Genomic DNA, 17,237 nt, shown 5'->3' with positions numbered 1-17,237 from the left:
TCAGAATCCAATCGCCAGTAACCTTTTACTGATCTTGTTAAGCCTTTAATCTCTATAGGTAAAAACACGATCCCGGGTCTGGACAGGCGGATGTTTCGCTCGGAGTTTATGGGCATTGGGCGAATTGTTGGGCTGGAACGCGCTCAGTTAAGTTTCTTAAAATATTGATATTAAATATATATTTTTGTTTTTAGGTTGATTGACCCGGAGTGACAGCTGCCGCGGCCCTTTGGTATCTCAAAAGGAGTCTGCAACCTACAGGGTCCTCACAATTTGTTGATTAATCTTTTGATTGAAATTTTACAAATTCAGGAGAATGAAAAGCATTTTTTGTTCAAAATTCAGCTTAAATGCATGTTTCATTCTTGCCTGAAGGGTAACGAAATGGTTACCTTATGCCGAAGCAGGCGATCATCCATCGTTGGATGGCTGTGCTTCGTACAATTGGACCGATGTTCGCGTGTGAGTAGCCAAGTGTTTCAATCTCTAAACATGGAATTTCCATCACAGACCTAAAATTCCTAAGAGCAGATACCAAAACCTACGCCGTTGCGCGTCAAGATCCCGCATTGTCTGGTGTTTAGGCACTTTCATGCGGAAATAAGCCTGTGACCGGAGTTCTGTTCGAACTTGGCGTCAGGTGGGGAGGCACGACATTTCTACGTATCGATCATGGGCTCAGTGTTATGGGCTATCTTCCGCGGGACCAAAGATGCACTCGGACTTGTGTCCAGAGCCAAGCGGCAACCGGGGAGTGTTACATGCCAACGGCGGGCCGGTTTGGGCCAGCGCCGGGCGTTTCCCAAGAGACATCAGCACAGGTGGGCCGGACGCGCCCAGCCGCAGCCATCGCGAAAACAAAACCACGACAGCCCTGTTGCCGGATCAGTCCGGACACAGCCAACCCCGCATCCCTTGTTCTTCCATCACGTTGATCCCGGCCCTCCATCACGGTGCCGCCGGGCCGTTCCCCTACTGACCGATCAGGAGAATTTCTAATGGCTACTGTTGACGATTGTGCGGTTTCCTCGGGCCAATTGGCACATCTTGCCATCCACGCGCGCGAGAGCCGCGACCCTCATAGATCCTAATTCCACGGCGCAAGCGGGGCATCACCCACCGCTTGTGTAAGCAAACATAACGCCGCAGAGCACGGCACCAAAAATAGAGCAGGAGCATCACCAATGGCATTTAATGTTGAATTCGCGGTCTCGACCGGCACCATCAATACGAACGAGCTCGCAGTTGAACTGCTGAATGGCGCGACCACGTCCACCACGTCCGCGACTGTCAGCTTGACCGATCCCAATTTGTCGGGATTGACGGGGGATGGTTTTGCCGTTCGCTTCAAAGGCGTGGTGAATTTCACTGAAGCAGGTGACTGGATCTTCAATCACAACGCCGATGACGGGTTTGTTCTGTTCATCGACGGCGAGATTGTCGCGCAACGATTTTCCGGCACTGGCATCAATCCTGATTGGTCGACCTTCTCGACCGTCAACCTCACCGCAGGTGAGCACAATGTCGAGGTGCTCTATTGGGAAAATACCGGTGGTCAGGACGTTTTCCTTGCGGCCGACGCGCCCAACGGGGCGGGCTTCGTCGTTATTGGCGCGTCCGGCGGGCTGGCTGTCACTGGCGGAACATTTGCTGACGGTGAGCTTGTGACGGATACGTCGGCAGATGCGGATGGCAACCTGTCTGTCGGCTTTTTGGGCGCGGGCGCTGACACGACATTCAATTCAGGAGAACCTATTCAGGTTGCTTTCAGTGGCATTGATGCCGATGCAACAGGGACGTTGACGATTGCATCTACTGGTGGCGGCTCGGTTGTTGTCGAGGGGCTGACCAGCGTGTCATCCAGCCCAATCACACTCAGCCCTTTGCAAATGGCTGCGCTGAGCGACGGCACGCTTTCGGTTACGCTTGATGTGGCCGACCCGGCGGGCAATACCGCGCAGGCCCAGTCGAATGGGTTTGATCTGGACGCCAACGCTCCGGTGATTTCGACGGTGACCCTTGCGGGGGGAACCGGTGTTGATGGCGCTGTGATCGACAGTGACGTGGGCGGTTCTGTCACGCTGACGATTGCGTTCAACGAAGCGATGGATACGGCTGTTGATCCGACTGTCGCGCTGGATGTGGCGTCTGCCAGCAGCTTTACCGAAACCATGCGCGAGTGGTCGATTGATGGCTTAAGCCTGACGATCACCTACACGGTCGTCGATCAGAACGTTGATTTGGTCGCGATCACAGTGGATGTCTCGGGCGCGCAGGACGTGGCGGGCAATGTGATCTCTGCCGTATCCGACGTGTCCACCGGCACCTCGATTGATACCGAGAGCACAGCCTCTGAGACCAGGCCCGTCACCAGTGCCGAAATCGCCGATCAGGACGCTGCGACCACTGGCACGCCCCTTGTTCTGGCCACGCTGTCGGGTGCTGATGGCACGACCTATGCCGTGACAGGCGAAGCTGCGGTCAATGCGCATGTCGAGATCGTCAGCGATGGCGATACCGGATACCTGCTCCAGATCATCGACACCGAGGCCGCGCGCGGGTTCTTTGACCTCGAAGAGACCGGTCCGAGCTTTGACATTTCCGTGACCGGCACGGATGACGCGGGCAATGCAACCGCGTCGGTTCTGTCGATCACGCTGACCAATCTCAACGATGCGCCGGAACTGGTGCCGGGTGACAACGATCTGACCGGCACGGTTACCGAGCGTGAGGACGGGGTGATTGGCGAGAATGCCACGCCCTTTGGCACCACCGGCACCTTTGGGGTGCATGACGACGATGTGGCTGATGGCCACTCGGTCACGGTGTCCAATATTTCCAGCACCAACGGCAGCTTCCTTGGTGTGTTCCAGGCGGGATTCTCTGATCCGATTCAGGGTGATGGCAATGGCACGGTGCAATGGACCTTTAACATCGGCGCACCGATCACCAATCCGACCGTTCTCGCAACCCAGATGGCGATTGTCGATGCGCTGGCCGATGGCGAGAGCATCACGCAGGTCTATGATGTGACGACGACCGAAACCGTTGGCGGCCTGAGCTTTGTCCAGCGGATCGTGGTGACGATTGCAGGCAGCAATGATGCGCCGGTGATTTCCGGCACGGCCGTTTCGGCGGATCTGACTGAAGTCGTCGATGACGGCAGCAGTGACCAATCGCTGAGCGCGACGGGTACGTTGACCGTGGCCGATATCGACACCACCGATCAGGTTGCGGTTGAGGTGAGTTCGGTTTTGGTTTCGGGCGCATTCGAGGGGGTGAACCCGCTGGACGACGCAGCCTTGCTTGCCATGATGCAGGTGGCTCCTGAGGGTGGTGAGTTTCGCAGCAGCACCGGTTTGCTGACGGCGGATCAATCCGCGCCGTCATCGTTCACATGGCAGTTTGCCGCCGGGTCGAGCGAAAGCTCGCCGTTTGATTTCCTGCCTGCGGGCGAAACGTTGGTTCTGGAGTATACGCTCACGGCGACGGATGATTCCGAAACCGGGAACGCGACCGATACGCAGGTCGTGACCATCACCATTACCGGCACAAATGACGTGCCGCAGATCGGAGCCAGCAGCACCGCCGGGACCACAGTGATCGAAGCAGGCGGTGTCGAGAATGGCGCTGAGGGCACAGCGCAAGCCACAGGCAATCTGTCGGCGGTTGGCAATTGGACCGATGCCGATGATGGCGAGGCCGCAGCCTTGGTTGTGAGTGAGATTGCCTTTGGAGAGACCCGCGTGGAGGTCGCGTTTGAGGGCGAAACCGAGATCGCGGGCACCTATGGGTCGCTCTTTGTCAGTGCCAATGGCAGCTATCGTTACGTGCTGGATGACACGCTGGCCGCGACGCAGGCGCTGAATGACGGCGAAGGTGTCACAGAGGTCTTTGACTATACCATCGCCAACAATGGCGGTGGCGTGGGCAATGAGGCAAGTGCGACGCTGACCGTCAATATCACGGGCGCCAATGACACGCCGGTGATCAGCTTTGTCGAAGGTCAGGAGGTGGGTACGGTCGAAGAAGAGGGCGTTGATGCGCAAAACGCCGCGATCAACACACCGCCGACCACCGCCACCGGCACGCTGAGCGCGGATGATGTGGATGCCGAGCATGGTGCCAGCGGCACCGCCCTTACATGGTGCGTTCAGGCCGGCGTCGGTCAGACCGTGGAATTGGGCGAGATTCTGGGTACATACGGCAGCTTTGCGATAGATGCTTCGGGCAACTGGACCTTTACACTGGATAACGAGGCCGAAGCGGTTCAATCGCTGCACGACTCGGAGTCCGTTTTTGAGACCTTCACGGTCACAGTGACCGACACGCGCGGCGCGACAGTGACGCAAGATGTGGCGATCACCATCAACGGCACCAATGACGTGCCGCTGATCCTTGCGACTCTGGGGGCCGACACCTCGGTCACAGAGCTAGGCATCAGCGCGGATCCAATTGTTGGGCCCGAAGGTCCGATCCCGTCGGGTGATCCCGAAGCCTCGGGCAGCTTCTCGACGTCGGATGTGGACACCGGAGGAGCAGACCAGGTGATCTGGTCGATCACCGGGGTGAACGGCGAGGCAATCGAGCATTCCGTGGCCAATGGCCTCGCCGCAGAGGCCGTTGGCACCTATGGTTCCCTTGTTCTGACCAGCGCTGGTGGGTGGTCCTATCAGTTGGATGATCGGGACGCGGATACACAGGCGCTCGCCGCGGGTGTCATTGTTACTGATACCTTCACTGTGCGCGTGGCCGACGGGCTGGGCGGGTATTCCGAGGACACTGTCACCGTTACCGTGACCGGCACCAATGATGCGCCTGTGATTGAACTCTTCGGGGGTGAATTGGCGGGGCCCTTGGGTGAGGACTCAGCGTCGGCCATCCTCGTGGAATCCGATGCCACAAACCTGACTGCCAGCGGCACGCTGACCGTATCGGATGTGGATGCGGGTGACTCGGTTGCGGTAACAGTGACCGCTGTTTCGGCATCGGGCGCATTGGGCAATTTTGCAGCGGATGACGCGGCGCTTCAGGGCATGATGACCATCAGCGCAGGTGCCCCACTTGAGACGGGCGCTGGAAATGCCAGTGGCCAGATCACCTGGAGCTTTGATAGCGGCGCAGAGACGTTCGATTATCTTGCTGCGGGCGAGAGCATTACGCTCGACTTTACCGTGACTGCTAATGACGGTGACGCGACCGACACCGAGACTGTGAGTGTCAGGGTCAACGGCACCAATGATCGGCCCGAGATTGTGGTCGGAGAATTGGATTCAGCCACAGGTGATTTGACGGAATCGACAGGTCTGATGGGGGAGTCCCTTGATACCGCGGGCACGTTGAGCATCACCGATGCGGATCTGTCGGATACGCACAGCGTTTCGGCCAGCCGCTCTTCTGTGACATGGACGGATGTGAATGGGGCCGACAATCTTGGCACTGCGTCCGATGTGACGCCGCTGCCCGAGGGCCTCGAGGCGGCGCTGGATGCGGCCTTTGCTGCTGCCATCAACTCTGGCGATGCGCGGCAGGTCGACTGGAGCTTCAGTCTTGCCGATAGCCTTGCAGATTTCCTTGGGGCCGGTGAGACGCTGACGGTGGTCTATGATGTTACCGTGAATGATGGCGGGGCGTTTGACGGCATCGACGAGAACGGCAACGAGAATTCCGTTTCCGCTGTCCAACAAGTCACGATCACCATCACCGGCACCAATGATGCGCCGCTTGTCGTGGCGGACGCAATCAACGCCTTTGTTGAAGGCGACGCGCTGATCATCGACGAAAACAGCGTGCTGGATCAGGTCACACCGACGCCAGCAGCGACCGTCACGGTCAATCTGTTGGGTGCGGGTGACGACAGCGCCGATGAAATCTGGGTGACAACGGTCACTGAGTTGGATGCCAACGACACCCGCGCGATCACCGGGACGACCAGTGTTTCCGCTTTCGGTGATCTCCCCGCAGGATTTGTTGCGGCGGATGCTCAAGCGGCGTTTGACCTCAGTGAAGCCCTGAACGGGGTTGTCACCTTTGACCGCAACGCGGCCGTGTTTGACGCATTGGACGATGGCGAATTCATTGATGTGGCGCTGACATACACGGTCACAACCACCTCGCCGGATGGCATCACCACGACCAATGATGAGGTGACAACGTTCATCCGCGTCACCGGTGCGAATGATGCGCCCTATATCGTGGAAGAGGCTGATTTTGTCGCCTCTGTTGCCGAGTTGACCGATTTGGATGCCGGCGAGAATGCCGTGCGCCCGACTGTAAATGGCTCGATCACGTTCAATGACGTTGATCCGGGCGATATCGCTGCTCTTCAGGTTACAGTTGAACCTGTGCAGGACATAGGTGAGGGTGCCGCGCTTCTGGCAAATTATGTCGGCACGTTCTCGGCTGGCTTCGTTGCGCCGACCGGCACATCGGTCGCTGAGGTCGGCGAGGTGTTCTATAGCTTCAACATCAATGATCTTGTGCTCGACAATCTGACCGAAGGCGAGACCTTTACCCAATCCTACCAAGTGTCGATCTCGGATGGCACGGCCACCACGAGCCGCAATATCGTGCTGACCTTTACCGGCACGAATGACGCGCCGGTGATCACTGCGACAACAGGCGACTTGGCCCTGACCGAAGATCAGGCCGTCGTCGAGAGCGGGTCCGAGGCCATTCAGACCCTGACCGGCACGATCAGCTTTGACGATGCGGATACCTCGACCCTGCCTGCCAGCGGTGGCGCGGGTGGCGCGGATACGCACACGGTTACTGCGGCAGTGACCTCCGTTGCATTGGATGCTGAGGTCGATGCAGGCTATGCCGGGCCGACAGGTTCCCTGTCCTTCGATGCCACAGCGGCAAACGCCTCTGAGGCGGTTGGCAACACGGTCGGTTGGACGTTTGACATCACCGATGGGGAGTTTGATTTCCTTGCTGCGGGAGAGGTTCTGAGCATCACCTATACGGTGACGGTTGAGGACAATCACGGCGGCACGGATACGCAAGACATCACCTTTACCATCACTGGCACGAATGATCTGCCGGTCATCACTGTTGCGGAGTCTGACGTTGAGGTCAGTGGCAGCGAGGATGCGGAGGGGATTTCCGGCACGGTGCTGGCCACGGATGTTGACGGTGACGAGCTGAGCTTTGCGCTTGCGGTTGAGAGTGGCCCGACGAATGGGTCGGTCACGGTCAACACCGATGGCACTTACACCTATGTTCCGAACGCCGATTTCAACGGGGCGGATGCCTTTACGGTCGAGGTTTCGGACGGCAATGGCGGCACGGATACGGTGGTCGTCAATCTCACTGTGACAGCGGTCAACGATGCACCTGAGAACACCGTGCCCGAGTCCTTGACCACGGATGAAGACACCTCGGTGACCCTTACCGGATTGTCGGTGGCTGATGTAGATGCGGGCGAGGGCACGATTACCGTGACCCTTGCCGTCGCTGACGGCGCGGGCACGATTGCGGCGTCGGATGCTGGTTTGGTGACGGTTGCGGGGTCGGGGACGAATTCGATCACGCTGACCGGGACATTGGTGGATATCAACGCCTATCTGGCGACTGAAACGACACCGGTGTTTACGCCTGCGCAGGACGCGAATGGCGACGTTACCCTGACCATGACGACGAATGATGGCGGCAACACCGGCGCGGGTGGCGCACTGACTGACGTGGACACGGTTACCATCACCGTCAACCCGGTCAACGATGCGCCGGTTGTGGAAGGTCCCGTAGCGGCAGAGCAAACCGAAGATGCGGAGGGCTTTACCGTCAATCTGCTGAGCGGTGCGTCGGACGTAGACGCGGGCGATGTGCTCAATGTGTCCGGATTGACGCTCGACGGCGGAGACGCCAGCGGCGTGACCGTGTCTGAGGATGGCAATAGCCTGACGGTTGATCCCAATGCCTACACCGCACTGGCGGTGGGTGAGAGCGAAGTGATCACCTACAGCTACACTGTGACCGACGGAAACTTGACGGTGTCTCAGACCGCGACGATCACCATCACCGGGGCAAATGACGGTCCGGTTCTGGAGGACGTGATAACAGCACCGGCGATTGTCGATACGGCTGGCGATGACATGCTGTCTTCGGTTTCGGATACGCTGGTTGGGTCGGATGTCGATAATGGGGCGGTTCTGACCTACGCGATCAGCGGCGAAGTATCCGAAATGGGCCAGACCTCCTTGCTGGGCAAGTATGGGACGCTGACGGTGTTCTCTGATGGCAGCTATACTTACACACCTGATGCGACGCTGTTGCAGGGGCTGGACGCGGATGCTGAACCGGGTGAGACCTTTACGATTGTCGTGACCGATGAGCACGGTGCAACCGACACCGCAACGTTGACGGTGGATATTACCCCGGCCAATGACACGCCGGAACTGGCCGCAGTCGATGCCATCAACATCACCGACACAGCAGCGGCGGATGATTTTCAAGCTCAAGGGGGGACTCTGTCTGCCACAGACCGCGACAGCGGGCATGTCGACGCGATGGTGTATACGATTGCGGGGCAGGACGTTGCAGAAGGTGCTACTTCGCAAACGTTCTACTTTGATCGTGTGAGCAACGAGGTCGTGACCGAAGCGCCGTTGAATGGTGTGGAATTGGGCACGCTGACGGTGCAGTCGAGCGGCGCTTACAGCTTTGAGCCGAATGATGCGGGTATCAACAGCCTTCGTGCCGATCAGAACCCGGTCATCACGACAACGCTACGCGCGACAGATCCGCAGGGGGCCACGTCCGAGACCGCTCTGGCGATCAATATCGACGGTGTGAACGACAACCCGACCATCACGGGAACCGATCCTGAGACTGACGCAGGTGTCGTGAATGTAGCGGCCAAGGAACAGGCGGAGGCCAATGAAGGCAACCTTGTCGTCGTATCTGGCACCATTTCGTTTGCCGATGTCGACAGCAATGGCATCCCGAGCTTTGGCTTTGCGGCGCTTGCACCCGGCTTTGTGGGGACGATCCAGTTTTCACCCTCGGGCGAAACGGTCGATGAGGGGACATTTACATGGACCTTCAGCATTCCTGATGCCACGCTCAATGCGCTGGCCGAAGGTGAAGCCCTAGGCACCAGCCCGCAGGTCTATGACATCACCGTCAACGATGGTGATGGGGGGGCGGTCGTCCAGCGGGTCTCAATCGCGATTGTCGGAACCAATGACGCGCCGGTGATTGCCGGGGCGTTGGGGGGCGGTCTCGCGGATACCGGTGTTGCAACTGAGGCAGCCGATGGTGCTGTCGATGCTTCCATCACGACCTCTGGCACGCTGTCGGTTTCGGATGAGGATACGCGGGATGAGGTGACCGTTTCGGTGACCGGGGCTTTTGTGTCCGGTGGTACGTTTGGCGGCACTGTGACTCTGGAAAACGCGGCGCTTGCCGCGATGATGCAAGTGGCGGCGGGTACTGCGGCGGAAACCGGATTTGGTGACACTGTGGTTCTGGGCGCAGATGGCTCTGGCTCTGACTTCACTTGGGCCTTTACGTCGGGGTCGTCGGGCGACGCGTCGTTCGATTTCCTCGCTGTGGGTGAGACGCTGGAGGTCACCTATACGCTGACCGCCGACGATTTGTCCGAGACCGCCAGTGCGAGTGACACTCAGACCGTGACCATCACGATCACCGGGACCAATGACAGCCCTGTCGCCTCGGCGGCGGATGCGGCCACGGTCGCTGAGGATCTTGATGCCACAACGGTTATTGCGACCGCGTCGGGAACCGATGTCGACTTGAGCGATGTGCTGAGCTACAGCATTTCCGCTGGGAACGCTGCTGGTCTCTTTGAGATTGATGCCACCACAGGCGCCATCTCACTTGTGGCTGGTCAATCTCTGGATGCGGAAACGGCGCTTGAGCACGTTCTGACCGTGACGGTCAGCGATGGAAACGGTGGCACCGATACGCAAGAGATCACCGTCACCGTCACGGATGTGGACGATAACCTGACCACGGCGCCGGTGGATGCGGACGGTTTGGCGGGCGGGAGCGTGGATGAGAACGCCACAACGGGGACGGTCGGGATTACCGCTGCCTCAACCGATGCGGATGTCACATCTGGCGCGATAAGCTATGCCATCGTCGGGGGCACTGGTGCCACAGACTTTGTGATTGATGCCGAAACAGGCGTCGTTTCAGTCGCCTCGGGCGCAAACATCGACCGGGAGACAGATGGCGCCCTGACCATCGAAGTTCAGGCGACACCGGCCAATGGTGCGGCAAGCGTCACCTCGACATTCACGATCACGATCAACGATGTGGATGAGTTCGATGTCAGCACGCCGGTGGATAGTAATGCCGCTGTAAATGAGGTTTCTGAAAACGCTGCCCCCGGCACTCCGGTCGGTATCGTGGCGTCTGCCTCTGATGCAGATGCAACCACCAATGGCATTACGTATAGTTTGAGGGACAGCGCTGGTGGGATTTTCGAGATTGATGCAACGACGGGCGAAGTGCGTCTTTCGACTGTAGAAATGGCCCCGCGTCCTGATTTCGAAACAGCGGACAGCCATACGATCACGGTGCAGGCGACGAGCGAGGACGGTTCGATCTCGACCGAAGTCTTCACGATCACGATTGTGGATGCGAATGACACCGCGCCGGTGTTTGCGATCAACGCCGCACAAAGCGTGGCCGAGAATGACACATCCGTCGTCGTGCTGAGCGCAACCGATGTGGACACCGATCAATCTGGGATCAGCTTTACCATCGTCGGTGGCGATGATCAGGCGGCGTTCCGGGTTGTTGAGGTCGAGGGTGTCTATACTCTCGAGTTCGTCGGGGCGCCTGACTTCGAAATCCCGACCGATGTGGGTGGCAACAATGTCTACAACGTCGTGGTTGAGGCCTTTGATGGCACCAATATGACCGAACAGGCGTTTGCGATCACGGTGACGGATGTGAACGAGGCCCCCACCGCGGTCAGCCTTGACAATGCGACGGTGACCTTGGCTGAAAATTCGGTCATCGGAACCGGCGTCAAGGTGGCGGATATCACCATCACTGACGATGCACTTGGCGTGAATGATGTCACGTTGACGGGGGATGATGCCGCGTTCTTTGCGGTTGTGAGCACGGAGGCGGGGCTTGAGCTGCATTATGTCGGGGGATCGCCGAATTTCGAGAACCCGGCTGATGCAGGAGCGGACAACATCTTTGATGTGTCTGTTGTGGTCGATGACGCGACGGTTGGCGCGACGCCAGACGTAACGACAGACTTCACCTTGACTGTGACGGATGTGAACGAGGCACCTGTTGCCAATCAGGTTTCGGCGGAGACCTTCCCGATTGTGATCGAGGACGAAGTCTTCAACGGCCTTGTCGTCTCGGAGTTCAGCGAAGCGCTCGGTGAAATCCCGCTTTCGGTCTTTGCGTCCGATGTGGATGGAAACATCAACCCGTCTTCCCTGTCCATCGACGGCGTTACAGTCGAGGGCAACGTGGCCACGCTGCTCGAGGCAGGTATCTCCTATAGCGGTGAGACCGGGGCATTCATTGTTGACGCGTCGACTGACGTCTATCAGTCGCTGGATGTCGATGAAGAAATCTCGGTTGTTGTGAGCTTTACCGTGACCGACAGTGAGGGACTGAGCGACGATACCGGCACGATCACATTCACGGTGCGCGGCACCAATGATGTGCCGGTCATTGTGGTGGCGGAGTCGGACATCACTGGCACTGGGGTAGAAGATGACGGTGCAATCACCGGCACGATTGTGGCGGATGATGTGGATGACGGGGCGATCCTCGCGTTTTCCATCGAGGAAGGGGATAGCGCGGCAAACGGTGGTGCCACCGTAGATCCGGAAACCGGCGCCTGGACCTATACGCCCAATGCCAACTTTAACGGCGTGGACAGCTTTACTGTGACTGTCTCTGACGGGCTGGGTGGGGCTGTGACGCAGGTTGTCGATGTCACGGTTACAGCCGTAAACGACTCGACTGAGATCGATGTGTCGAGCCAGAGTGCGGCGACACATGTCGAAGCGGTCGATGCAAACGCGCCCGTTGCGACACTGGTTGCGGGTCAGGTCAGCCTGACCGATGTGGATGCGCTGGATTATGACACCGGCACCTTCACGGCCTCTGTGGTGGACGGCGATGCGACCGACCTTCTCGATCTTGACACCTCTGGCAGCGTCAGCGTTGTGGATGGTGCGGTATCGGTCGGCGGCACGCAGGTCGGCACGGTGACGGGCCAAGGCACCGCCACGCTTTCGGTCAGCTTCCTTGCAGCGGCCTTTGCGGCGGATGTGCAGGCGGTGGTCAACGCGCTGAGCTATGCGACGACAGACGACACGCCCGTTTCATCGCGCGACATCACGCTCGATCTGACGGATGGTGATGGGGCCGCAGCCGTGCAGCAGACCATTTCGGTCACGATCACGGCATCGAACGATAGCCCGATTGCTGTCAATGATGCCTTTGGAGTGACCGAGGGATCGTTTGCTTCGGCCTTCAACGTGTTGAACATTGGTACGGCGGACAATGATTCCGAGAATGACACGCTCAGCGTGACGGCACTGGCTGATCTGGCGGATGGGACCCTGCCTGTTGGTGGGTCGGCAGCCGTCGGCGTGTCGGCCGGTGTCATCACGACCGATTGGGGCGCTGAGGTCACCCTTCAGTCCAATGGGCAGCTGTTCTATAATCTCACCTCCTCCACCGCTCGGTTTAATGAACTGGCGGCGGGCGAGACAGCGGTTGACAGCTTTATTTACACGATCAGCGATGGGAATGGCGGCACGGATACGGCCACGGTTTCGGTCACGATCACTGGTATCAACGATGCGATCGTGGCCGTGTCTGACACAATCACGGCCACAGAAGATACCGCCGCCTCTGTGACGGGCAATCTTCTCGCGAATGATACGGATGTCGATATCAACGATATCCCGACCATTGTGGACGCCAGCAGCTCTGTCACCGCGACCGCGGTTGCAACGGCTGACGGGTTCCGGATCACGACGGTTGATGGGATCGTGGTGCTCCTCAGCGCGAATGGCGACTACACGCTGACCGCGCCGGATAGTCTGGCACCGGGCGTGACCTCGACAGCCACGTTCCAATATACCGTGCAAGACAGCGGTTCGGCACAATCGACAACGACAGTGACCGTGCGGGTGACAGGCGACAATGACGCGCCGACCGCCGCCGAAGTCACGCTCGTCGCCTCCAATGAAGACACGGTTCGGGTCATCACCGAGGCGCAGCTTCTGACGGGCGCCAGCGATGTGGACACTGGTGCAGTGCTCGAGATCACCGATCTGAGCCTGACCAGCGGCAACGGATTGCTTGTCAACAATGAGGATGGCACCTGGACCTATACGCCCGACCTGAACGACAACGGCGATGTGACATTCTCCTACACAGCGTCGGACGGGGCGTTGACGGCCACAGCAAGTGCCACTCTCGATCTGTTGCCGGTGAACGATGCGCCGGTGGCGCAGGCGGATACTGCGGTGAGCACGGATGAGGACACGCCGCTTACGGGTGTTGTGACGGCCACGGATGTGGACAGTGACAGCCTGAGCTTTGCACTGGCCTCGGGCGGTGCGCCGTCGAACGGATCGGTGACGGTCGCGGCCAACGGCGGCTACACCTACACGCCGGGCGCCAATTTCAACGGGGCGGATGCCTTTACGGTCTCGGTCTCGGATGGGAAGGGCGGCACGGACACGGTTGTGGTCAATGTGACGGTGGATGCGGTCAACGATGCGCCGGTGGCGCAGGCGGATACTGTGGTGAGCACGGATGAGGATCACGCGGTCTCTGGGACGGTCACGGCTACGGATGTGGACGGGGACAGCCTGAGCTTTGCACTGGCCTCGGGCGGTGCGCCGTCGAACGGGTCGGTGACGGTGGCATCCAATGGCGGCTACACCTACACGCCGGGTGCCAATTTCAACGGGGTCGATGCCTTTACGGTCTCGGTCTCGGATGGGAAGGGCGGCACGGACACGGTTGTGGTCAATGTGACGGTGGATGCGGTCAACGATGCGCCGGTGGCGCAGGCGGATACTGTGGTGAGCACGGATGAGGATCACGCGGTCTCTGGGACGGTCACGGCTACGGATGTGGACGGGGACAGCCTGAGCTTTGCACTGGCCTCGGGCGGTGCGCCGTCGAACGGGTCGGTGACGGTGGCATCCAATGGCGGCTACACCTACACGCCGGGTGCCAATTTCAACGGGGTCGATGCCTTTACGGTCTCGGTCTCGGATGGGAAGGGCGGCACGGACACGGTTGTGGTCAACGTGACGGTGACCGCGGTCAACGATGCGCCGACTGTTGCACTCGCAAACGTGACCACAAATGTTGCTGAGAATGCCGACACCACGTCTCGGATCAAGGTTGCCGACATTGTCGTGTCAGATGACGCGCAGGGGACCAACACTCTGGCCTTGGTCGGCGCTGATGCTGCTCTGTTCGAGATCGTTGGTGCGGCCCTGTTCCTGCGGGCTGGGGCGGTGCTTGATTTTGAAACCAATGCGCTGCTCGATGTTTCGGTCACTGTGAATGATGCCAGTGTCGGTGTGAATCCCGATGCCACAGCGTCACTAAGCATCGCGGTCAATGACGTCGAGGAGGGCCCCGTAGCGACCGGTGAAAATGACACGCTGATCGGGAACGATGGCGATGATCTGATCGGTGGTCTCGACGGAAATGATAGTATTTCCGGCGGGTTGGGAAGTGACTCGTTGTTTGGCGAGGCTGGTGCTGACACTCTGTCCGGTGGTGAAGGCAACGACACTGTCGCAGGGGGGGATGGCGATGACCTTGTGAGCGGCGACGCTGGCAATGACTCTCTGGGTGGCGGTTTTGGAAATGACACGCTGGACGGTGGCGACGGCGACGACACCATGGGTGGCGGCGTTGGCGACGACTCATTGTCGGGTGGCAATGGTGCTGACGTGGTTGCCGGTGGGGCGGGCAATGACACGCTCGACGGTGGCGACGGCAATGACTCGATCTCCGGTAGCTTTGGGAACGATCTGATCAATGCCGGGGCTGGAGATGACCAGATTGGTGGCGGCACTGGGCGTGATACGCTCGACGGTGGCGCTGGCAATGACCGGATCGGTGGCGGTGAGGGCGATGACGACATCAGTGGCGGGTCAGGGAATGACTTCCTCGCCGGGGGTGGGCGCAACGACGTGATTGATGGCGGCACAGGGAATGATACGATCAACGGCGGCACCGGAAACGATATCATGACTGGTGGCGCGGATGCGGATCAGTTCGTCTTCAGTAGCTTTGTTGATGGCGAGTTTGATGTCATTACCGATTTCACGGATGGAACGGACAGCTTCTTGATCCGGATCGTCAATCCGGATACCGGCGAGGCCAACATAAGCAACGGAAACAATGGCTTGCAAGGCTTTGTGGATGCGCTGGGTATTACCCAGACAGATGCAGGCGCGCAGATCAATGTGAACGGTCAGGTCATTCTGTTGGAGGGTGTTGATGCCTCTGTGCTGGGAATTGACGACTTCCAGTTCCTGTAAAGACAAGAAAAAAGGATGCGTGATCGCCGTTAAGGTCGCGCATCCTTTTGAATTTACCGACTATGGCCAATAGCCTTTTGGGTTATTTCGAGTGACCCGAAGGGCTATTGGTCACGTGCTGTGCCTACCTGTCCCAGAGATATCGTCCGGGGTTTCAGTCCATCTTTGGCATCCAGATACGTCGGCGCGCTCTCAAAGGCCGTACGGATGTGCGGTGATTTCGTACGTTCCGCGGCAGTGCGAGCAGGCGTTGCATACAAGACGCAGATTTGTCGCGGCGTGAAGATCCGGCGCAGTCAAGGGCATCGCGTGAACCTCGTGCAGGCTTGTGACGGGACCACGCTTTTCACCGCCGCTTTGGAACTCTACACTTTTCTGCATGACGCGCATGTCGAACAGTGGCATCAGCTTGATCCCAGAAAATCCCGATAAGGTTTCCTGGGTCGTTGACCGTGTGAGAGAGGCATTTGTTGAGCATCTCATTGGCGACTGCGGTGCTGACCCTCTCACGGCGGAAGAGACTGCAACGGAGATTTGTAATCGAGAGCTGACGATCTCAAGATCAGAGACCAAGACCAACTTTCTTTCGATTGCACGTGAGGGGGAGCCGGTCGGAGTGATCTGGAAGACCGAGCGCATGATCTCTGATCGCAAGACATGGCACCTGCTCTATATCGAGACCTTTGCGCCGCACCGAAACAAGGGCATCGCGGAAGCGGCGATGATAGAACTCATCCGGCTGGCCAAGCAAGACGGCGTCACAGAGATCACACTCAATGTTTCTCCTCGGAACACGTCCGCCTCGTCCTTGTACGAGAAACTAGGGTTTGGCAGGCAGAGCGGTGGGTATGGCCTTCGTCTGTAATGTCAAGGGTGAAGCGCTCTTGCTCTGAGAACTTGCACTCATAAGTTGCATTTTTGCCGAATCTAATATATCTTAGCGACATTAAGTCACACCTTGACGATGCAGTCGGTGGAGGCAGCCCAATGGATAGCGCGGCACTTATTCATGTTGTATCGGCGGCTCTTTTGGATGCCGACATTGCAAAGGCCTTTTGCGATGATCCAGAAAGCCTCGCAAAGTCATTGGGTTATTCGCTCAATCCAGACGAACTAGAAACGTTGCAGGCAATCGATTCTCGCGCAGTTCAATCCTTCGCAAATTCAAATTTGGGAGTGAATTCAGAAATGACTATATCCAATTATTCATCTTCTGCGGGTGGCATTCTAGCAAAACTCGCAGCCGTTCTTGATCAACAGCAGCAACAGGGTTCTCGTCGATTGTCCGATCTTGCGGCCTTGCTCGATCAGCAGCAACAGCAGACCGGGTCGCGTGGGTTAGACGCGTTGGCGGCGATTCTTGACCAGCAACAGCAGCAGGGCGGTGCCAAGATGGGCAGTCTCGCGAACCTCGCGGCTTTGCTCGATCAGCAACAGCAACAGACCGGGTCGCGTGGGCTGGATCAGTTGGCGGCGATTCTTGACCAGCAACAGCAACAGGGCGGCGGCAAGTTTATGGAAAACTTGGCGGCGCTGCTGGATCAACAGCAGCAGCAAGGCGGTGCCAAGCTGGGCAGTCTCGCGAACCTCGCGGCCTTGCTTGATCAGCAACAACAGCAGACCGGGTCGCGTGGGCTGGACGCGTTGGCAGCGATCCTTGACCAGCAACAGCAGCAGGGCGGTGCCAAGCTGGGCAGTCTCGCG

The 17,237-nt window shown here is 58.6% G+C and carries 4 protein-coding genes; 3 read left to right on the top strand and 1 reads right to left on the bottom strand.

The genetic code is table 11. The features are described from left to right. Positions 1–1,184 precede the first annotated feature (1,184 nt). Positions 1,185–15,533: a tandem-95 repeat protein gene (locus VR71_RS13375; RefSeq protein WP_045684711.1), complete on the top strand. Its 14,349-nt coding sequence runs from the start codon at positions 1,185–1,187 to the stop codon at positions 15,531–15,533. A 192-nt stretch (positions 15,534–15,725) separates the two neighbouring features. On the opposite strand, the gene VR71_RS25045 is transcribed toward VR71_RS13375, so the two are convergent. Beyond that, complete coding sequence (locus tag VR71_RS25045) at positions 15,726–15,938, bottom strand: hypothetical protein (RefSeq protein WP_198134930.1); 213 nt, start codon at positions 15,936–15,938, stop codon at positions 15,726–15,728. On the opposite strand from VR71_RS25045, the gene VR71_RS13370 reads away from it, so the two are divergent. Both VR71_RS13370 and VR71_RS13365 read left to right on the top strand, forming a co-directional pair. Beyond that, positions 15,913–16,398, top strand: coding sequence for a GNAT family N-acetyltransferase (locus VR71_RS13370; RefSeq protein WP_045684709.1), 486 nt, complete (start codon positions 15,913–15,915; stop codon positions 16,396–16,398). The genes VR71_RS25045 and VR71_RS13370 overlap by 26 nt on opposite strands. Positions 16,399–16,520: 122 nt before the next feature. Beyond that, the coding region (locus VR71_RS13365) for a hypothetical protein (protein ID WP_045684707.1) at positions 16,521–17,237 on the top strand (717 nt) is incomplete at its 3' end.

Source organism: Roseovarius sp. BRH_c41 (assembly GCF_000961715.1).
GTDB lineage: Bacteria > Pseudomonadota > Alphaproteobacteria > Rhodobacterales > Rhodobacteraceae > Roseovarius.
The sequence above is the reverse complement of the archived record's forward strand: the minus strand, read 5'-3'. Positions and strand labels throughout refer to the sequence as shown.